Raw genomic sequence first — 20407 nt, forward strand, 5'->3', positions numbered from 1 at the left:
GAAGCCGGCCCCACCACCACCGCGTCGAACCGCTCCCCCGCCCCCTGCTCCCGGCTCATCGGTCCACTGCCTGCGGCGGACGGGCCCAACTACCCGGCCCCGGACCGGGCGTACCCGGCGCCTGACCGTCGATGGTGCGCCAGACCAGCCCCTGCGCGAAGGACCGCGCCGAGACCACGAATGCCTGCTCCGCCCCGAGCCCCGGCCAGACCCCCAGATACCACAGGTGCGCGACCGCCCGGGCCGCCTCCCGCAGCCCCTCGTCCGCCAACTCCTGCGGCTCGACCCGGTCCAGGGCATCCGCCAACCGCCCGTACCGCTCGGCCCCGAGCTGCTGCGACACCACCCACAGGTACTCCGCCGCCACCCCCGCAGCGCCCAACTCCCCCTCGTCGAACCCGGTCAGCTTCACCGACAGCCCGACGAACCGCTCGACCTCCCGCTCCCCGACCGGCACCAGCGCGCCCATCACACCCACCCGCCGAGCACCCCGACAGCAACAGTCCACATGCCTGGCCCGCCTCCCGTCCGCCGCACGACGCCCGGGCCCACCCCGGTACCAGGCCGATCCCTTCCTCGGCCGTGCACAGAGCATGCGCAATGATCACAGATGATCGTTTTCGATCGAATATTTTCGCCTCCCCTGCCCCTCTCCTACTCCCGCACCACCTCCCCCTCGCCCTGATCCTCGCTGTCGCCCTCGGCCGGTTCCTCGCCCGGCTGCCGGGCTCCGGGTACGTCGAAGCGCTCCAGCAGTTCGTCCGCCACCTCACGCCTGCCGTGCGCCGCGACGATCCCGGCGATCCGGTGAGCGAGGAGCGCCCGCTCGGGATCGTCCGGCGCGAGGTCCATCGTCCGAAGGAAGGCGTCGACGTGGTCGGCCGCCGACGGCTCGTAGACCGACGACGGGTCCGCGGACGGGTAGTCCGGCACGAACAGTGGCGCGGGGACCGGCTGCGGCACCATGTGCCGGTACTGTGCGGGGACGTCCATGTTGTTTGCCGCAGAGGAGAGTTGGGCGAGCAGACCGAGGTCCTCCACCGTCTTGTCCACCCGGTCCTCGTTCCTGGCCAGCCACCAGACCACCGCGCTCCCGGTGTCCTTGAGCACGTCCTCCCCGAGGTACTCGCGCCGGCTCCGCTCATACGTCCTCTCGTGTTCCCAGACCGCCTTGTCCTTGCGTACCGCGGCCAGCTTCTCCAGTCGTTCGTGATCGCGATCGGAGAGCGTGAGTGTCACCGCCTCGGCCATCGCCTGGAGGTAGCCCGTCGCATCCGGCCGCATCAGGCCCAACACGCCGTTCAACTCGTGCTGGACGAGCGAGGCCCGGACCGGATCACGCTTCTCGGTGATCGCCCGGGCCCGCTCCAGGACCGCGTCCACCGCCAACCCACCAGGATTGACGATCGGTTCGTCCGACGCGGCACCGGTCACCGACCACCGCACCGTCGCCGAGAAGACGAAGTCGTAGTCGTCCCGGCCGCTCGGCAGGGCGACCCGGGCCACGCGCTGCTCCAAGCGCTCCACCGGGGCCATGGTCAGGTGGGGAACCATGTCCAGCGGCAGCGGGTTGGTCCGGCGGCCCGCCAGCCGGATCGAGAGAGCCGGCACGGCGAGCAGCAGAGCTGCCAGCACCGACCAGGTCCAGAGCGGCCAATGGGCGGTCACATCGATGGCGGCGAGCAGGAGTCCGCTGATGACGGTCAGGAACACCGTCACCGTCCGGGTACCAGAGGTCATGACGCTTTCGTCCCCCAAGACTGTTGTGGAAAAGGATGGTTCAGACGGTCTGCAGGCCCTGCGCGACATCGATCCGCCGCAGCACCTGGTCCATGACATCGACGCGGCGTTCCGCATCGTCGGGCGCGGCCGCAGCGGCCGCCCAGCGCCGCGCGATCACGTACAACCGGCTGAGGATGTCCGGGCGTTGCTCCGCCCCGGCGACCAGGACGGCGAGCAGCAGCGCGCCGTGCCACTGGTCCCGCGCCGCCGTCCCGAGCCATTGCTCGACCCGCCCACTCCACGCGTCGTGGCCCTGCCCGTGGAACAACCGGCTCCAGCCGACCGTCAGGTACTCGCGGACCACGGGCTCGGCGATCAGCGCACGCGCCCGGGTCGTCGGGTCCACCAGCGCTGACGCGTCGCAGAGTTCGAGGAACAGGTCGTTGTCGACCGGCCACCCGGCCGACCGCAGTGGACGTGCCAGCCGGTCCAGCATCCGCCGGTGGAGCCGTTGGTCGGCCCGGACGAGCTCCAGCAGCGCCGCCCGTGCTCTGGTTCCGGTCCGTTCGCGCCGGGCCAGGTGGTGCAGGCGGACCATGGCCTCATCCGGGTGCTCGACCGCCATCACCTCCGCGCACACACCGACCAGAACGCCGGCGAACCCGTCGGAGAGCGTCCCGCCGATCGACCAGGCATAGATGGTCGAGCGGAAGGACTGACCGTGGCGCTCGTCCCGAAGTCCGGCCTCCAGGGCATGCGCCGCGGCCTGCCACCGGGCGGTCCGGGGCGGCTCCCCCGCCCACTCCCTGACCAGAGCGGCCAGTTCGGGCAGGCTGTCGGTGCGACGCAGGTACTGCTCGGCCAGCCGCGTGGCCAGGTTGGCCCGGTCGTCCGCCGACAGCTCTGCCAGCGCGACCGTATCGCCCACCCAACTACGCAGATGGGCACGGAGATCGGGCATGTGGCTCCAGAAGTGGGCTCGCACCGCCGAGTCGTACCCGAGCTTCTTGAAGAAGACCCTTCCCTCGGCGTCCGGAGCAGCCTCGATCTCGTTCAAGCGCTGGGCGAGATCGGCGCGTTCCAGCAGCGAGCGCTCGTCCGTCGGATGGCCCACCGTGGACAGCAACCGGGCACAGGCCCAGTGCACAGCGTCGGCGTGCGCCCCTTGCAGCATCGCCGTCGTCAGCAGCAGCGCGCGCTGCGGCCCCGCCTCCAACTGCGCGACGAGCGTCACCACGCTCGCGCTCCAGTCCTTCACCGCGTCAAGGGCCTGTGCGCACCAGGCCGGGAAGCCGCCTCCGATCAGGCCGCGCTTCTTGACCCGGACGATGTTCTCGGCGAGTCGGGCCACCGCCCCGACCGCAGGCCCTGCGGCCAGAAAGCCGGCCAGCGCGGGGACCGGCCGCAGGGACTCCGACGGATCGACCAACTCGCTGCGCAGATAGCGCTGGAGCACCTGGCTGCCCGAGGGCCGGGAGAGTTCGACGACATAGGGATTCAGATCCTCCCGTAGCCTCGCGATCCTGTCGTGCGGAAGCACCACCACCAGCTGCGCACCGTGCTCCCGCACCGCGCTCCGGAAGGCCGAGAGACCCTGGTGGACCTCGCTCCACACGCGCTCGTCGGCGCTGGAAACGTCCAACAGCAGGTGGTCACCGTCGCCGACGTTCGCCGGGTTGAGGAACTCCCCGCCCTCATCGTCCGGCAGGAGTTCCTGGAAGGACGCGGTGTCGCGGCAGAGCTCGTGCAGGAGCATCCGCGCGGCCGTGCTCCTGCCGGTCCCGGGAGCGCCGTTCAGGAGGACGGTTCCGCTGCTGCGCAACATCTCGCGTGCGTCGCCGAAGCCCGTGGGGTGGACGAACCGCTGATGAAGCCAGAGCAGTTGGTCGTGCGCGACAGTCTGCGAGCTGCGGCCACGGGGGTTCTCCTGGTGCAGCGTGAAGTGCAGGTGCTGGTCTCCGCTGCCCGTGTTCACTCCGTAGGCGCCGTGCACATGGTTGCTGAACGAGTCGCTCACCGAGCGTCGTCCTCGCGCCTGCGACTGCCGCCGAACTGGTGGCGGATCCCGCCCCGATTGGTTCCGGCGACGTAGGTGGCGCCGTCGCCGGTGAACTGCGGTCCGTCGTGGTGGTGGATGTCACCCTTCCCGGTGTGCAGCGCCGCCTGACTGCCCTTGACGACCGTGCCGGCCAGGTCGCCCGTCACCGCCACGTCACGGGCCTGCGTCACCGTGCCGTTGACCGTCTCGGCGGTGTTGGTCACCGAGCCCGGCTCAGGCGTCCGCCGAACCGTACGATCCGCGTCCCGGAGCGCGGGGACCAGGTCGGCCACCGCGTCGCCGATCCGTTCCAGGTCCGGCAGGGCGTTCTGGAGGTCGAGGCGGAGCGACTGGACCTCGGCGAGCAGCGCCAGTTCCACCGGCAGGTCGGCCGCGCGCAGGCGTTCCGCCTTCCGCCCGTCGAGGACCGGGATGACAGGGATCCCACAGGCGAGGGCCTCCAGGATCTCCCGGCGCACCCAGTCCGCCTCGTCGTAGAGCGCGCGGGAGGCGGACCAGCCCTGCCCCATTACGGCAAGCAGCACACCGCTGCGCCGGACGTTGGCGAGCAGCTCCTGGGCGAACCGGTCGCCGGGCTTGATCGACTTGGAGGCGCGGAAGATCCGGTCCTCCCCGAAGCGGCGGGAGAGCTCCCGGTCGATCACGGCGGCGTTCTTCTCTCCGTCGCCGGTGCGGTAGTTGATGAAGACGTCGGGCATGACGAAGTCCCCTCCTTGAAGGATGGCTAATTGGACGTGCAGAATCCGGAGCGGTCAGCGGTCAGGGAACGATGAGGTGCAGCGTCTGGAGCTGCGGGGCCAGCGCCCGCACCGACGCGTTGCGCGGGTGGCGCCCCAGGGTCCGCACCAGCTGTCGCAGATCGGCGGCGACCGTCGCGGAGCTCACCGTGCCGACGCTGCCGAGCAGCCTGCGGGTCAGTTCACAGGCGTGATCGATCTCACCGCTGACGGCATACGCCAGGGCGCTGCGAACGCCGTAGCGGAGCTGGGTGCGCGTCGCGTGCGGCGACACCCGTGCCAGCTGGGCGTCCATGAGCTCGGCCGCCTGCTTGGGCCGTCCCAGGTCGTGGAGGCACCAACCGGTGATTATCGCCACCGGATCGGACAGGTTGGTGGTGCCGATGACGGGTGCGTCGGAGTCGGGGACGTGGCCGGCGAGCAGCACCCGGGCCCGGTCCAGGGAGCGCATGCAGGCGTCGTAGTCACCGGCGATCGCATGCCCCTGGGCCTCCCGCTGGGCGGCCAGCCCGCGGATCCTGGGTGGCAGACCGCCACCCTGGGCCTGCTGCGCCAGACCGACGGTCTGCGCCGCGTCCCCCCGGTAGAACGTGACCAGAGCCCGCCGGACCAGGGCGTACGCCGCCAGATCGTGGTCACCGCCGGCGGCCGCCAGGTCGACGGCCCGCTGGGTCCACCACAGGGCCGACCGGTCGTTCCCGGTCTCCTGCACCAGCCAGCCGACGTACTCGGCGTACCGCGAGCCGAGTCTCAACATCTTCTGCCGCGTCCCGCAGTCGCCACTGGTCGAGAGCGCCCGCAAGGTGTTGGTCTGCGCGATGAGCGCGGGAAGCAGGAACTCGGGTCCGTCTGTCTGTCCGAGCAGCCGGTACTGGTCGAACAGCACCCGGGACGCCTCCAGCTGCGCGGTGGCCTCCGCCGCGCCGGAGGACGCGCCCGCGCCGTTCAGGCCGAGCCCGACCACCGAGGCCGCTCCGGCGGCCAGCACCTGGCGCCGGCCCACGCTCTGGAACGAACTCTGCCCGTCCGGGGACAGCTGCATCAGCCACACCTCCTCGTCCGTACCGCCCGTTTCCGGGGCTTCCTCCTGGCCGGACCGGGCCGGTACCAGTGCGGTCAGCCCGCCTTCGGCGCCCAGCTCGGCATCGCAGAGCCGGGCCAGTTCAGGGCTGGGTGCCCTGATGCCTCGCTCGACCTTGCTCAACTGCCCCTTGCTGTAGTGGACCGCCGCGGCCAGGCCGGTCAGGGTGACTCCGGCGGCCAACCGCCTGAGCCGGAGCTCACGTCCGAACCGGTGCGGCTGTTGGGGCATCTGAACCTCCGTCAACTTCCCACCGAACAGCCGCGAGTCACCTGTGCCAGAGTGCGGTAGGCGGCCGTGGGGGACAAGGCGAGTACGGGTGTTTCCCGTTTCCAGTTCTGAGGACAGCGGAAACGGCCGTGCGTGTCGAGACGGCCTCGCCCCCCGGGGAGGGCACGACTCCGGGGGGCCGCGGTCGGGCCGACGGAGAGCGGAGGTACCTTCTTGTGGTGTTCCGCATCCTGCTCACAAGGCGGTGGGTGACCCTGACCCTCGTCTTCCTCGCGCTCATTCCCGCCATGTCGTGGCTGGGTCTCTGGCAGTTTCACCGCTACCAGCAGACCAACCGGCAGAACGGGAGCATCGCCGCCAGCCTGGCCGCCCCGCCGGTGGCAATGGACGTCATCTCCAAGCCCGGCGGCACCGTGCCCGTCGACCTGACCTACCGCACGGTCACCGCGACCGGGCACTACGACACCGCGCACGAGTTCGTGATCCGGCAGCGCAGTGACGCGTCCGGCGACGACATGGGGTACTACGTGGTGACGCCGCTGGTCACCGCGGAGGGCGAGGCGGTGCTGGTGAACCGGGGCTGGATCGCGCTGCCCAGCGGTGGCGGCGCGGCCGACTACCCGCCGGTGCCTCCCGCGCCCTCGGGGGACATCACGGTGACCGGGCGGCTGCGGCCGGACGAGACGCACGCCTCGACGGGGATCCACGAGGTCGGCGGGCTGCCCGACCGGCAGTTCATGATGATCAACAGTGGCGAGCAGGCATCCCGGCTGGCGGAGCCCGTGGTCGCCGGCTACCTGGAGCTGACCTCGACCAACCCCAACCCGCCGGCCGCCGACGAGGCTGAGCTGGTGCCGAGTCCCAGCGCGTCCAACAACAGCCAGTCGGGCGACGGCGCGGTGGTCGGCAAGGGCGTCCACCTGCCGTACGCCGTGCAGTGGTGGCTGTTCGCCGCGATGATCCCGGTCGGGTGGTGGATCCTGCTGCGTCGGGACATCCGCGAGGCGCGCGAGAAGGCCGCTGCGGTCGTCCCGGGCGCCGGGGGTGCGCCGGGACCGGCCGAGGAGCAGAGCGAGCCGGTGGCGGCTGCGCCCGGCGCCTAGCCTCTCAGTCGTCGTCTGGCTCGACCTCGCGGGCTCAACCCGCGAGGGTCGTGGGGACGGCGCTCAGCAGGCGCTGCCGGGCGTCGGCCGGCTGCTGGGCGCCGATCTCACGAGCCAGGAACGAGAGGTGGATCGACAGCCCCTCGCTCCCGGTCGCCGCGCGCGCGAAGCCGCTCGGGACGTAGAGCAGCCGTCCCAGGGTGAGCTCGGTCTCCAGCTGGGTGGCGCCCTGGCTCGCACCGGCCAGGTCCGGTTCGATGTGCCAGCCGCGGGCGCCGTTGAGCTGGACGATCAGCACGTCCGCCTCGTCGCGCTGCGGGTCGCGGCACGGGGCACCGGACGCGGTCGCGGAAAGATGGGCCTCCACGTCGCGGCCGAGCAGCCGGGCCAGGCGGTCGGTGATGGCCGCCACCTCGGCATTCCACTGCTCGATCCGCGGCAGCAGAACGGTGTGTCCGTCCTCCAGATGACGAATGAGTGCCATCGGGTCGGCGACCTGCGCAGCGGAATCCACCAGGGCTTTCGCTGAATGTATTCCGCGGACCTTTACCGGACGGCAGAAATCCCGGGTCGGCAGCATTTCCCGGCCACGCAGGACCGCCACCTGCCCGGCGCGCAGACCGCTCGCGAGCAGGGTCCGATACCAGGAGAGGTCGAGCACCGGGCCGCACCAGGGGGCGGTGAGGACCGTCGGCTTACCGCGCCACTGGCTCCGCAGCTCGCCGCAGAGGGCGTCGAGCCAGACCGTCGGCCGATTGTCCTCCATGCGTGGATCCCTCTCTCCTGCTCACCGCGCCGCGAGACGGTCCGGCCTGTCGACGAATTTCCCGACGGCTGGAAGCAGCGGCTGACTGTTCTCATTCTGGCGTCATCGCGGAGCGTTCAACGCCGTTTCCGTTGCCCGATCGGGCACCGATCGGTGCCCTCCGGAACCTTGCCCGCAATTTCGGTTGCCCGGGCCACATCGGGTACGGGGGCCGGTGTCCTGCGGACCGGGTCGGGTCCGGCGACTCATGTGCCCGGGACGGCGGAACGCCCAGGGTGGCGGGGTACGACGTGCCGTCCGCCACCGGCCGGGGAGCGTTCCGATGCCCGATTCCGACCCACTACCCGTCATACCGTCCTCCGCAGCGCCCACTGCGCTGCTCGCTGCACCGCCCGACCCGCCCGACCCGCCAGCCACCATTCCGTCGTGCGCGCCGTCCTGCGCGCCGTCCGACCTCGACCGTGAGATCCGGATCGGTCCGTGCCACGTCTCGGTCAGGATCCGTGCCGGGGCCGCCGGCCGGATCGCCCGGAACGAGCTGTCCCGCGCGTTGCGCGGGCTGGGCGCCCGCCGTTTCCTGGTTCTCGGCGAGGACAGCGCCCGGCCCGGGCAGCAGGCCGAGGCCCCCGACGCCGCCCTCGGCGAGGTCCTCGCCGAGGTCCTCGCCGCGCTGAGTGCGGCGGACGCTCCCGTCCTGCTGCTGCGCCGGCGCCCCGGCGCGGGTCCCTGCCATCCCGCACCGGCCGTCGGCACGGTGGTGGTCGCGGTCGGCGGCAGCCGGTTGCTGCGGGCGGCGGCGCGGTCGGCCGGCGCGGCGCCGCTGGTGCTCGTCCCGACCACGCTGGCGGCGATGTGCGACGCCGCCGTGTCGGTCCGCTGGGACGCCGACGGCGGCTGCCTGCGGGCCCCGGCGCTGGTCTGGAGCCGGCCCGGACTGCTGCGCGCGCAGCCGCCGGAGCGGGCCGGCCTGTACCCGCTGCTGCGCAATGTCCTGGCGGTCTGCCCGTACCACTTCGATTCGGTGGCCGCCCGGCTGCGCGCCGACGGCCGCTACGCGCCGACCACGCTGGCCGCGTTCGTCGCGCTCTGCGCGGACGCCCGGAGCACCGTGCTGGACGACGACCCGCTGGCGCGCGGCCGGGGCGCTGTCCTGGAGTACGGCGCCCCGCTCGCGCGGTCGGTCGGCGGCGCTCCCGGGACGGGGCTGCTCGCGACGGCCCGGCTGGCGGAGCGGCTCGGACTGCTGGACGCCGCCGGCCGGCGCGCCCACCGGGAGCTGCTGACCCGGGCCGGCCTGGCCGGCGAGCTCCCGCACGGGGACGCGACGGCTCGCCCCGGCGCGCTGGACCTGGTCCTGCTGGACGCCCTGGGACAACCGCACTGCACCGCCGGCAGCCTGCTCACCCGGGTCGGCGCGGCCGACCTGCGCGCCGTCCTGACCCCGGCCGTGCCCGTGGCTGCTGACGGGGGGACCCCGGTGATCCCACTCACCCGGGTCACCATGCCCGCGGCCCTCGCCGTGGGGTGACCGGTGGCCCCAGGCGGGACCGGGACAGGGACAAGGCCGTCCTCCCGTGCACCTGGGACATCGGGATCACGAAGGTGGTCATCAGGACGCCACCGTCCTCACAGCACAACAACCCACCCATTCACCGAGTCACCCACCGAAGGAGCCTCCCGTGATACCCGAGCAGACCACCGCCCTCGCCGGGCAGCCCGGCCAACCCGGCCATGGCCTCTTCACCGTGGGCTCACCGGTCACCTCCTGGACGGTCCGTACCGCCCTGCCGGTCGACTACCAGGTCCGGTTCGCCCCGCGGCTGCTCGCCGCCGACAACCCGGCGCTCGCCACCGCCGGGCTGCCCGCCGGGCCCCGGCGCCAACGCAGGCGGCGCATGCTGCTGGTCGTCGAAGCCCGCGTCCACGAGCTGTACGGCGAGCGGATCCACGCCTACTGCGAGGCGCAGCAGCTCGACTGGTCGTGCTGCGTCCTGCTCGCCCACGAGCAGGTCAAGACCATGGAGTCGGTGTTCCAAGTGGTCGAGCAGCTGGACCGGTTCGGCCTGGCCCGGCGCGGTGAACCGGTGATCGCGATCGGCGGCGGCGTGCTGACCGACATCGTCGGCTTGGCCTGCAGTCTCTACCGGCGCAGCACCCCGTTCGTCCGGGTCCCCACCACCCTGATCGGCCTGGTCGACGCGGGGGTGGGGGCGAAGACCGGCGTGAACTTCGGCCGACAGAAGAACCGGCTGGGCAGCTACCACCCGGCCGTCGAGACGCTGTTGGACCCTACGTTCCTGGCCACCCTGGACCTCCGGCACCTGAGCAACGGGCTGGCGGAGATCCTCAAGATCGCCCTGATCAAGGACGGCCGGCTCTTCGAGACGCTCGATCGGCACGGCGAACGGCTGCTCGCCGACCGGTTCCAGACGCCGGGCGACACCTCTGCCGAGGTGCTGGTCCGGGCCGTGAACGGCATGCTCCAGGAGCTTCAACCCAACCTCTGGGAGAAGGAGTTGGAACGATCGATGGACTACGGACACTCCTTCAGCCCGACCCTGGAGATGCGCGCGCTGCCCGAACTGCTGCACGGCGAGGCGGTCTGCGTCGACATGGCGCTGACCACCGTGCTCGCCCAGCGGAGGGGACTGCTCGATGCCGCGCAGCGCGGCCGGATCCTCTCCCTGATGCGGCGGTTGGGGCTGCCGGTCCACCACCGCCTGCTGGAGCCCGGGTTGCTCCGCGACGCGCTGACCGACACCGTCCGGCACCGCGACGGCCGCCAACGGCTGCCGCTGCCGGTGGGCATCGGTTCCGGCTGCTTCGTCGACGACCTCACAGCACGCGAACTCGCCCTCGCCGCAACCGATCTGCGGGAGGCCGCCGCCCCGGCGTCGACCTCGGCCCGCGCAGCCGCCTGAACACACCCCACCGAGGGACCACCGAGGTACACCCCCACGGAGGCATCATGCGACGCGCCGTCATCGTCGCCACCACCCGCGAACCCGCCGACGTCCACGGCGTCCACGGCACCGAGGGGCTGACGCACTGGACCTGCCTGGCCCGTCGGACCGGGCTGCTCGGCAGCTGGGAGGCCATCGAGTGGGCCTGCCTGCCGCCCGGCGCGATCAGCGGCGAGCACCTGCACACCCGCACCGAGGAGGTGTACGTCCTCCTCTCCGGCCGGGGCGAGATCACCCTGGACGGACGCGCCGTCCACGTCGAGGCCGGGGACGTGGTCCTCACCGGCCTCGGCAGCCGCCACGGCCTGCGCAACACCGGACCCGAACCCCTGGAATGGCTGGTGATCGAGATGACCGCCGTCAGGCTCCCCGAACAACACCCCACCGACCTCGCTCCCACTCCCACTCCCACTCCCGCCGGCCCGCCGATACGCAGCACCGTCGTCACCAACCTGCGCAGGGTGGGATCCATCGACCCGCGCGTGGTCCTCTCCGGGCCGCTGCGCCGGCTCCGGATCACCCGGCTGGCGGCCGGTGAGCGCGCCGACCTGACCACCGACGGCGTCGAGCACACCGTCTTCGTCACCGCCGGGTCCGGCCGGGCCGCGCCGGGCGGCGCGCAGACCGGCGTCCTGAGGGTCCCGCTCACCCCCGGCACCGCACTCACCCTCCCGTTGGGCACCGACGCCGTCCTGACCGCCGGGCCGGACGGACTGGAGTACCTGCACGCCGTGCTGGCCGTGCCCGGCACCCCCGAAGGAGGCGAACCGTCATGATCGTCACCGGCACCGCCCGGCCGACCGTCCTGGTCGGCCCGGGCACCCACCGGATCCGGATCCGTTGCCTGGCCCGCCGGGGCATGCTGCACAGCGAGTGCGAGGCCTTCGACCACGTCCGCCTCAGCCCGGCGGCCTGCTACGACCTGACCGGCCGTGACGGCACCGAGGCCGCCTGGTACGTGCTGCGCGGCTCGGTCGCCCTCCTCGACGAAGGGCTCCCGCAGCGGCCGCGCCGAGCCCTCGTGGAGGGCGATCTCGTCCTCGCCCCGCGCGGCGGGGAGGTCCACCTGCACGGCGGTCCACTCGGCGCCGAGCTGCTCTGCCTGACCGTCCTGCCGAGCACCGTCAGCAACCGACTCCCCTCCCGCAGACCCGATCTGACCGACCACAGAACCGACCTCACCGACCGCGGAACCGACCTGACCGACCGCGGAACCGACCTGACCGACGTGACCGACCAAGGAGCCACCTCATGAACGCCCACCCCCGCCCGCTACTCGGCGCCGTGCACCACGTCGCGTACACCGTGCCCGACCTCGACCAGGCCGTCACCTTCTTCACCGAGGCCCTCGGCGCCGAACTCGCCTACCGCGCCGGGCCGATCAGTGACCCGGACGGCGACTGGACGACCCGTCACCTCGGGGTGCACCCCCGGGCCGTGGTGCGGCTCGCGATGCTCCGGCTCGGCCCGGTCGGCAATCTGGAACTCTTCGAGTACGCCGTCCCCGACCAACGCCGCGCGCTGCCGCTCAACAGCGACTGGGGCGGCCACCACCTCGCCCTGTGGACCGAGGACATCGACGCCGCCGTCGCACAGTTGGCGGCCCGTCCGGGGGTCCGGGTACTCGGCGGAATCGACACCGTCACCGACGGGCCGATCTCCGGGGCGCGCTGGGTCTATCTCACCACCCCCTGGGGCATGCAGCTCGAACTCATCCACCTCCCGGAGCAGTTGCCCTTCGAGGAGAGCACCGCGGTCCGTCTCTTCGACCCGCGGAAGCTCAACGAGCGGCAAGGAGTGAGCAGATGACCGACATCTGGGCCCCCGGCGCACCGCCCGTGGTCACCGCCGAGGACGACCGCTACGACGCCGACGTGGTGATCGTCGGCTCCGGGGCCGGCGGTGCGACCACCGCCTGGGCACTGGCCGGCAGCGGCGCCCGGGTGCTGGTACTGGAACGCGGCGGCTTCCTCCCGCGCGAGCCGGAGAACTGGTCCGCCCAAGCCGTCTTCGGCGCACGCCGCTACCACAACGCCGAACCCTGGCGAACGGTCGGCCGCACGGGTCGCATCGGCCGACCGTTCGACTCCGCCGCGCACTACTACGTCGGTGGCACCACCAAGGTCTACGGCGCCGGCCTACCGCGCCTGCGCGAGGACGACTTCGGCCCGGTCGAACACGTCCAGGGCACCTCCCCCGCCTGGCCGTTCGACTACCAGGCGCTGGAGCCGCACTACGCCGAGGCCGAACGCCTCTTCCACGTGCACGGCCAACCGGAGGACCCCACCGCCGGTCCCCGCTCCGGCCCGTTCCCGCACCCTCCCGTTCCGCACGAACCCTATGTCGCCGACCTCGAAGTCCGGCTGCGTGCCCAGGGGTTGCACCCCTACCCGCTGGAGCTCGGGATCGACCTCGGCCCCGGTCGCAGCTGCCGCCGGTGCGGCACCTGTGACGCGTTCCCGTGCATGGTCGGCGCCAAGAGCGACGCCGAGACCCGCGCACTGCGCCCCGCTCTGCGCAGCGGCACGGTCCGTCTGCTCACCGGCAGTTATGCCACCCGGCTGGACACCGACCCGGCCGGCCGCGCCGTCACCGCCGTCCAGGTGCTGCGCGGCGGACGGCCCGTCACCGTTCGGGCCGGCACCGTGGTGGTCTCCTGCGGGGCGATCAACTCGGCTGCCCTGCTGCTGCGTTCGCACAGTCCGGCGCACCCGGACGGGCTGGCCAACGGCTCCGGACTGGTCGGCCGCAACCTGATGCTGCACAACAACAGCGTGCTGGTCGCGGTCGACCCGCGCCGCCGCAACCCCGTCACCTTCCAGAAGACGCTGGCCCTCAACGACTTCTACCGGGCCGGCCCGCACAGCGCCTTTCCGCTCGGCAACCTGCAGTTGATGGGCAAGATCGGGCCGGCCATGCTGCCCGGAGTACTCCCGCGGCGGTTGCGCAGCGCGGTGAGCGCGCACAGCCTCGACTGGTGGGTGATGTCCGAGGATCTGCCCGATCCACGCAACCGGGTCACCCTCGCGCCGGACGGCGGGATCGCCGTGCACCGCGAGGCCACCAATCTCCGTGCCCACCACGGTCTGTTGCGCGCGGCTCGGCGGATGCTGCGCCGGGCCGGCTATCCCCTGCTGCCGTCGCACCGGATGGGCATCGAGGCCACCGGCCACCAGTGCGGCACCGTGGTGGCCGGCCAGGATCCGGCGCGCTCGGTCCTGGACCCGTACTGCCGCAGCCACCAGGTGCGGAACCTCTTCGTGCTGGACGCCGGGTTCTTCCCGTCCTCCGCCGCCGTCAATCCCACCCTCACCATCGTGGCGCAGGCCCTGCGCACGGCCCACCACGGCGTACTGCTCCCCTGACATCCCCTCACCAGCCAACCACGACCACGACCACCGACGACCGAGAGAGGTACCCCGCCATGCCCACCGCCACCGCAGCCGTCGCCCGCGCCGCGGGCCGGCCCTTCACGTTCGAGGAGGTCCGGCTCGCCGAACCGCGCCCGCACGAAGTGCTGCTGCGGGTCCGGGCCGTCGGCATCTGCCACACCGACCTGAGTGTGCGGGCCGGCCACACCCCGTTCCCGCTGCCGGGCGTCCTCGGCCACGAGGCGGTCGGCACGGTCGTGGGCGTCGGCAGCGCCGTCGCCGCCACCACGCCCGGCGACACCGTCGTGGCGACCTTCGCCTCCTGCGGTGACTGCCCGCCCTGCCGCGAGGGGCGACCCGTCCAGTGCGCGCACTGGCCCGCGCTCAACCTCTTCGGCGGGCGGCGGCTGGACGGCTCGCCCACCCTGTTCGGCAGCGACGGGGAGCCGTTGAACGGGCACTTCTTCGGCCAGTCCTCGTTCGCGACCCTCGCCCTCGCCTCCGACCGCAACGTGGTCCCGGTGCCGTCCGACCTGCCCGTCCAGGCACTCGCGGGCTTCGGCTGCGGCGTGCAGACCGGCGCCGGCGCGGTGCTGAACGTGCTGCGGCCCGAACCCGGCCACACGCTGGCGGTGTTCGGCGCGGGGGCGGTGGGCCTGTCGGCCGTGCTGGCCGCCCGGCTGACCGCCGCCACCCGGATCATCGCCGTCGACCTGCATCCGGGCCGCCTCGACCTCGCCCGGCGGCTCGGCGCCACCGCGGTGGTCAACGCGGGCGAGAGCGATCCGGTCGCCGCACTGGCCGAACTGACGGGCGGACGCGGTGCCGAGCGCACGCTGGAGACCAGCGGCGACGTCCGGGCGCTGCGCCAGGCCGTCGCCGGGCTCGCCGTCGGCGGAATGTGCGGGGTGGTCGGCGCGCCGCCCGCCGGGACGGAGGTCGGCATCGACGTGCCCCAACTGCTCGACCGGGGACCGCGGATCGTCGGCATCAACCAGGGCGCGAGCCTGCCGCAGCGGTTCATCCCGGCGCTGGTCGAGCTCTACCGAACCGGCCGGCTGCCGGTGGACGCACTGGTGCACACCTTCCCCTTCGAACAGATCGAGCGGGCCGCCCTGGAGGCCCGCTCCGGACGGGTCGTCAAGCCGGTCCTGCTGATCGACTGAGATCGGCATTAAGTCACTGGACGGTTACTGATAGTGTTCAACTCGTGGATGAGCAGCCAGCAGACAGCCCTGACGGCGGCCCGGCCGACACCCTCGTGCGGGTCCTGATCGTCGACGACCACCCACTCTTCAGGGAGGGCCTGCGGGCCGCACTGGAGACCGACCGTGGGGTGCGGGTGGTGGCCGAGGCGCAGACCGCGGGCGCCGTTCCGGACGCCGTCGCGGATCATCGCCCGGACGTCGTCATCATGGACCTCAACCTGCCCGACGCCTCCGGCCTGGACGCCACCCGCCGACTCGCCGCACAGAGCCCGCACTCCCCCGTCCTGATGCTCACCATGGCCGACGACGACGGCAGCCTGCTCGCCGCGCTCCAGGCCGGTGCCCGCGGCTACCTGGTCAAGGGCGCCGGACGCGAGGAAGTCCTGCACGCCGTGCGGACGGTGGCGGCCGGCGGCGCGGTGTTCGGCTCGGACGTCGCGGCCCGGATCACCACGCTGCTGGCCGGCAGCCGACTGCACGACGCCGGCCAGCTCTTCCCCAGCCTGACCGCCCGCGAGTGCGAGGTGCTCGACCTGGTGGCACGCGGCCTGGACAACCGCCGGATCGCCCGCGAGCTGGTGGTCGCCGAGAAGACCGTCCGCAACCACGTCACGCACATCTTCGAGAAGCTCAACGTGGCCAGCCGCGCCGAAGCCGTCGCGCGGGCCCGCGACATGGGCCTCGGCGACAGCTGATCCGCCGGCCGGTCCTCCCGCCACCGGCCGGCCGACACCTGCTCCTCCTCCCGTCCCCACTCCCCATCCCCACTCCCCGCCCCAACTCCCGGTCCCAGACGCCCGGTCCCAGACGCCCGGCCCCGCACCAAGGCCAAGGCGGGACATACGGCTCATGCGGCCGGGACACCAAGCCGACGACGATGGCAAGCGTCACACCAGGGACCGTCACACCATGGGCGGGGACCGAGGAGGGCAGGATGCGCGCAGCCACCACGACACCCGAGGGCTCGGCGCCCACCCCCGCGCCGCCGCCGACCCGCACGGCCACCCGCGCGAGCACCACGACCGGGCTCGCCACCGCCTACGGCGTCTGCGGTCTGACCCTGCTCTGCGCATTGGGCTGGGTCGCCCTCGCCCTCACCCACCTGGACGATCCCGCGCACAACCGGGACATCGCCTTCGACCGCACCAACATCCTGCTCGGCCTCGGTTTCGCGCTGTCCGGCCTGTTCATGCTGGCTCACCACACCGGCCGCTCGCTCGGCCGCGCCCTACTCGCCGCCGGCTTCGCCATCTGTCTCTCCCGCTTCCTGCTCTTCACCCTCGCGCTCACCGGCGCCGGCCGGGCGGGCGGCGCCCTGGGCGGGGCGGTCCTGGTGCTGAGCGACACGCTCTTCCTCTTCGTGATGTACGCGGTGGCGCTCTGGTTCCCCGACGGGCGGCTGCCCGGCGGCTGGGGTCGGTGGTACGCGGGTGCCCTGCTGCTCTGGAGCGCCGTCCAGTCCTACGACAGCCATGCGACGGCCCCCGACTGGTACGGGCTGCCCAGCCCGTTCGTCCACGGCGGCTGGGCGGCCGCTGCCACCCGGTTGTCCGACGCACTCGACTCCCGGATCCTCTGGATCGCCTCCGGGCTACTGCTGTTCAGTCTGCTGGTCGCCGCCATGCGATGGCGACGCTCACCGACCGTGCGGCCGCACCAGGGCGTGGTCCTGCTGCCCTACCTGGCCTGGCTGCTCCTGGTCCTCTTCGGCGAGCGGATCGGCCTCGGCATCCCCGTGCTGGACTTCCTGGCCACCCTCACCGCCGCCCTCTGGCCGCTCGCGCTCTGCTACGCCTTCGCCCGGGACCGCTCCTGGTCGCTGGACCGCACCACCCGCCGGGTGCTCACCAGCTTCCTGCTCACCGGGGTGCTGATCTTCGGCTACTTCCTCCTCGCCCTGGAGCTGCCGCACCTGCTGCCCGGCGCGTCCGGCATGGACGCCCAGCTCATGGCGGGCTGTGCGCTGGCCGTCGGCGTCCTGGTGCGCCCCAGCGCACGCGGGATCGACCGCGCGGTCGAGCGCTTCTACTACGGCGAGCGAGCCCACCCCTACCAGGTGGTCCGCGCCCTCGCCGAACACCTCGGCCGGGCGGTCGACCCGGGCGACGCACCGAGGCTGCTCTGCGACACCGTCGTACGGACGCTCGGCCTGCCCGGCGCCCGGGTCGTCGTCCACACCCGGGACGGCCCGCGCGAGCTCGCGCTGCTCGGCCTGGTCGGACCGCACAGCGAGGTCTTCCCGCTCACCTACGAGGGCGGGGTGATCGGCGAGCTGTACGCCCCGCCACGCTCCGGCGAACTCGCTCTGGACCGCCAGGACCAGGTGGTCCTGCGCTTCCTGGCCGATCAGTCCGCACCCTCGATCGCCTGCCTGCGGCTCTCCGAGGATCTTCAGGCCAGCCGGCGGCAGATCGTGCTGGCCCGCGAGGAGGAGCGCAAGCGGCTGCGCCACGACCTGCACGACGGCCTCGGTCCGACGCTCTCCGGTCTGCGCCTGCAGATCGACGCCACCGGCAGTGGCCTTCCCGTGGGCTCCGCCGCCCGGGCCTCGCTGCTCACCGCTGCCGAAGGTATCGGCCAGGCCATCGACGAGCTGCGCCGAATCACCGACGGCATGGCCCCCGCCGAACTGGGCCGGGTCGGTCTCGCCGACGCGCTGCGCCAGCTGGCCGGCCGACTGGACGGCGGGCGGCTGCGGGTCGCCGTCGAGCTCGCCCCGGATCCGCTGCCGCCGTTACCCGCCGCCGTGGAGGTCGCCGTCTACCGGATCGCCGGGGAGGCCCTGAACAACGTGCTGCGCCACTCCGGAGCCGCCCGCGCCCGGCTGGCTCTGCGGGTCGGTCCCGAGGAGGTCACCGTCGAGGCCCGGGACGACGGCGCCGGGTTCCCCGTCCACCACTCCAGCGCCGGGGTGGGGCTGCGCTCGATGGCCGAGCGCGCCGAAGAGCTGGGCGGCAGCTTCACCATCGCCAACGACGCCCGGGGCACCGTGGTCAGTGCCGTCTTCCCTCGCCTCACCGAGCCCACCGCCCCATGACCGGATCCAGCACGTCCCACGGACTGCCCCAGGACAAACAGGTCCCAGGACAAACAGGACCGCAGGCTCATGACTCCGGGACGTGCCCAGCGTGATAGTCGAACAGTCGCCACGAGCGACCGGTCACCGCGGCCCACCCCCACTGGACCGCCACCGAGCAAGGAGGTCCCAGATGTCAGCGACCAGCAAGAACCCGGCCCGCCCGACCCCAACCCCGCCACCGGCTGCGGGTCCCGCGACGGACCCGGAGGCCCCGCAGCGCCGGGCGACCCCGGTTGTAGAGGAGGACCTTCCGGGGAGCTGTGGGCCGCCGCTGTACAGATGCGTACCGCCGGAACCGGCGACAACCGCCACCACCGGCAAGTAGCAACCGCCGCCGCAAACAACCTCGGCGATTGTCATCATCCGCGGCTGCGGAGGATGACAATCGCCGAGGTTCCCGGGCCCGGGGCCACGTGCCTTCCAGGCGCTACCGCAGTGCGGCTGCCTTGCGCCGACGGTCGACGATCGCCGCGGCCGCCAGCACCACGGCGGCGGCGACCAGCGACAGCACCATCTGGATCCGCCCGTCGTGGTCGGTGAACATATAGCCGACCACGAAGCCGATCAGCCCGATGGTCGCCCAGGTGAGGTACGGGTAGAGCCACATCCGCACGGTCAGCCGCTCAGGGGACTCACGCTCGATGATCTTCCGCATCCGCAGCTGCGAGAAGCAGATCACCAGCCAGACGAAGAGCGCCACCGCGCCCGAGGAGTTCAGCAGGAACTGGAAGACCGTACCCGGCGAGGTGTAGTTGAAGAAGACCGCCACGAAGCCGAAGACGACCGAGGAGAGGATCGCCGTACGCGGCACCCCGCGCGAGCTGACCGCTGCGAAGGCCTTCGGCGCGTCCCCGCGCTGCCCCAGCGAGAAGGCCATCCGGGAGGCCGTGTAGAGGCCCGAGTTGAGGCAGGACAGCACGGCCGTCAGGACGATCACGTTCATCACCTGCGCCGCGCCGGGGATCCCGACGTGCTCCAGGACCGCGACGTACGGGCTGCCCAGCAACTTGGCGGAGTCCCACGGCAGCAGGGTCACCACGATGGCGATCGAGCCCAGGTAGAAGATGCCGATGCGCCAGATCACGCTGTTGGTGGCCCCCTTGACCGCCTTCTCCGGGTCGGCCGACTCACCGGCGGCCAGCGTGACGATCTCGCTGCCCATGAACGCGAAGACCACCGTCAGCATGCCGTGGAACACCGCGCCGACGCCGTGCGGCAGGAATCCGCCGTGGCCGGTCAGGTTGGTCGTGCCCACCGCGTGCGTGCCCGGCAGCATGCCGAACACCGCCAGCAGGCCGATCACGATGAAGGCGGCGATCGCCACGACCTTGATGCCCGCGAACCAGAACTCGAACTCCCCGTACGAAGCGACCGAGAAGAGGTTGGTGGCGGTCAGGACCGCCATCACGATCAGCGCGAACGCCCACTGCGGAACACCCGGCAGCCAGCCGTTGAGGATCTTCGCACCGGCGGTCGCCTCCACCGCCAGCACCACGACCCAGAAGAACCAGTACAGCCAGCCGATGGTGAAGCCGGCCCACCGCCCGAGTGCCCGGTCCGCGTAGGCGGAGAACGATCCGCTCTGCGGGTCCGCCGCGGCCATCTCGCCGAGCATCCGCATCACCATCACGACCAGCACACCGGCCAGCGCGTAGGAGAGCAGGATTCCCGGTCCGGTGGCCGCGATTCCGGCACCCGAGCCGACGAACAGTCCGGCCCCGATCACACCGCCGATGGCGATCATCGAGAGGTGGCGGTTCTTCAGCCCGGCCTGCAGCTGCCCGCCGTGCGGCACTTCGTGCGCTGCCTGACCCGGGACGGTCTCGGAGCTGGAACTGGAACTGGTATCGGTGGTCATGACGGTCTGCTGCCCTTCCTGCGTGACGGCATGCCTCGTCCAAGGACCGGACGGGGTGGGGACGGTCGCACGCAACGCCAGGAAAGATAGCCCGAATATCGGAATTACGTAACCCGACTGCGGAAATCCTCGTTCCCTACTGACGAGTCAACTATTCCTCAGCGGCGGAATACTTGAGCTTTATTTGAGGATTCGAAAGCGAGGTGATTTCTCATCCCCCCATGACACA

General features: G+C 72.1%; 17 protein-coding genes. 10 read left to right on the forward strand and 7 right to left on the reverse strand.

All coding sequences use genetic code 11. The annotated features are described in order from the left end of the window. Positions 1-55: 55 nt before the first annotated feature. From BS80_RS13550 to BS80_RS13570, 5 genes are all read right to left on the reverse strand, one after another. On the reverse strand, positions 56-478 hold the full coding sequence (locus tag BS80_RS13550; protein ID WP_408607367.1) for a hypothetical protein: 423 nt from the start codon (positions 476-478) through the stop codon (positions 56-58). A 176-nt stretch (positions 479-654) separates the two neighbouring features. Then, positions 655-1740, reverse strand: a complete 1086-nt coding sequence (locus tag BS80_RS41850) for a hypothetical protein (protein WP_063771957.1) — start codon at positions 1738-1740, stop codon at positions 655-657. Between the two features lie 40 nt (positions 1741-1780). Next, positions 1781-3739 carry an nSTAND3 domain-containing NTPase gene (locus BS80_RS13560; protein WP_051966551.1) on the reverse strand — a complete coding sequence of 653 codons (1959 nt, stop codon included), beginning with the start codon at positions 3737-3739 and terminating at the stop codon, positions 1781-1783. Further along, on the reverse strand, positions 3736-4479 hold the full coding sequence (locus BS80_RS13565) for a toll/interleukin-1 receptor domain-containing protein (RefSeq protein ID WP_035796769.1): 744 nt from the start codon (positions 4477-4479) through the stop codon (positions 3736-3738). Before BS80_RS13565 ends, BS80_RS13560 begins: the two co-directional genes overlap by 4 nt. 61 nt (positions 4480-4540) lie before the next feature. After that, entirely contained in the window at positions 4541-5830 is a 1290-nt protein-coding gene (locus tag BS80_RS13570) for a helix-turn-helix domain-containing protein (RefSeq protein ID WP_035796772.1), read from the reverse strand. A gap of 218 nt (positions 5831-6048) precedes the next feature. Here BS80_RS13570 and BS80_RS13575 point away from each other — a divergent pair, with 218 nt between their 5' ends. Then, positions 6049-6933: an SURF1 family cytochrome oxidase biogenesis protein gene (locus BS80_RS13575; RefSeq protein ID WP_035797524.1), complete on the forward strand. Its 885-nt coding sequence runs from the start codon at positions 6049-6051 to the stop codon at positions 6931-6933. A gap of 34 nt (positions 6934-6967) precedes the next feature. Here BS80_RS13575 and BS80_RS37730 read toward each other — a convergent pair whose 3' ends face one another. Continuing rightward, entirely contained in the window at positions 6968-7699 is a 732-nt protein-coding gene (locus BS80_RS37730) for a JmjC domain-containing protein (protein WP_051966552.1), read from the reverse strand. A gap of 322 nt (positions 7700-8021) precedes the next feature. Between BS80_RS37730 and BS80_RS13585 the strand changes: the two genes are divergently transcribed. The 9 genes from BS80_RS13585 to BS80_RS13625 all read left to right on the forward strand — a co-directional run bounded on the left by BS80_RS13585 (position 8022) and on the right by BS80_RS13625 (position 18278). After that, positions 8022-9227, forward strand: coding sequence for a dehydroquinate synthase/iron-containing alcohol dehydrogenase family protein (locus BS80_RS13585; protein ID WP_035796775.1), 1206 nt, complete (start codon positions 8022-8024; stop codon positions 9225-9227). Between the two features lie 151 nt (positions 9228-9378). Beyond that, on the forward strand, positions 9379-10620 hold the full coding sequence (locus tag BS80_RS13590; RefSeq protein WP_232246455.1) for a sedoheptulose 7-phosphate cyclase: 1242 nt from the start codon (positions 9379-9381) through the stop codon (positions 10618-10620). Positions 10621-10667: 47 nt separating this feature from the next. Further along, the gene (locus BS80_RS38580) at positions 10668-11438 is read left to right on the forward strand and encodes a cupin domain-containing protein (RefSeq protein ID WP_035796778.1); all 771 of its coding nucleotides are present in this window, start codon (positions 10668-10670) and stop codon (positions 11436-11438) included. Next, positions 11435-11917, forward strand: a complete 483-nt coding sequence (locus BS80_RS41855) for a pirin family protein (RefSeq protein WP_051966553.1) — start codon at positions 11435-11437, stop codon at positions 11915-11917. The genes BS80_RS38580 and BS80_RS41855 overlap by 4 nt, the downstream gene beginning before the upstream one ends. Further along, positions 11914-12471: a VOC family protein gene (locus tag BS80_RS13605; protein WP_051966554.1), complete on the forward strand. Its 558-nt coding sequence runs from the start codon at positions 11914-11916 to the stop codon at positions 12469-12471. Before BS80_RS41855 ends, BS80_RS13605 begins: the two co-directional genes overlap by 4 nt. Next, a complete protein-coding gene (locus tag BS80_RS13610) occupies positions 12468-14027 on the forward strand; it encodes an FAD-dependent oxidoreductase (RefSeq protein WP_051966555.1) in 1560 nt (519 codons plus the stop codon). Before BS80_RS13605 ends, BS80_RS13610 begins: the two co-directional genes overlap by 4 nt. Before the next feature lie 59 nt (positions 14028-14086). Then, positions 14087-15199 carry an NAD(P)-dependent alcohol dehydrogenase gene (locus BS80_RS13615; RefSeq protein WP_035796781.1) on the forward strand — a complete coding sequence of 371 codons (1113 nt, stop codon included), beginning with the start codon at positions 14087-14089 and terminating at the stop codon, positions 15197-15199. Positions 15200-15243: 44 nt separating this feature from the next. Further along, complete coding sequence (locus BS80_RS13620) at positions 15244-15936, forward strand: response regulator (protein WP_232246456.1); 693 nt, start codon at positions 15244-15246, stop codon at positions 15934-15936. 239 nt (positions 15937-16175) lie between these two features. After that, entirely contained in the window at positions 16176-18278 is a 2103-nt protein-coding gene (locus tag BS80_RS13625; RefSeq protein ID WP_051966556.1) for a sensor histidine kinase, read from the forward strand. Between the two features lie 469 nt (positions 18279-18747). On the opposite strand, the gene BS80_RS13630 is transcribed toward BS80_RS13625, so the two are convergent. After that, a complete protein-coding gene (locus tag BS80_RS13630; RefSeq protein ID WP_035796784.1) occupies positions 18748-20178 on the reverse strand; it encodes an amino acid permease in 1431 nt (476 codons plus the stop codon). Positions 20179-20407: the final 229 nt, after the last annotated feature.

It is taken from the genome of Kitasatospora mediocidica KCTC 9733 (assembly GCF_000744225.1).
GTDB classification, from domain to species: Bacteria; Actinomycetota; Actinomycetes; order Streptomycetales; family Streptomycetaceae; genus Kitasatospora; species Kitasatospora mediocidica.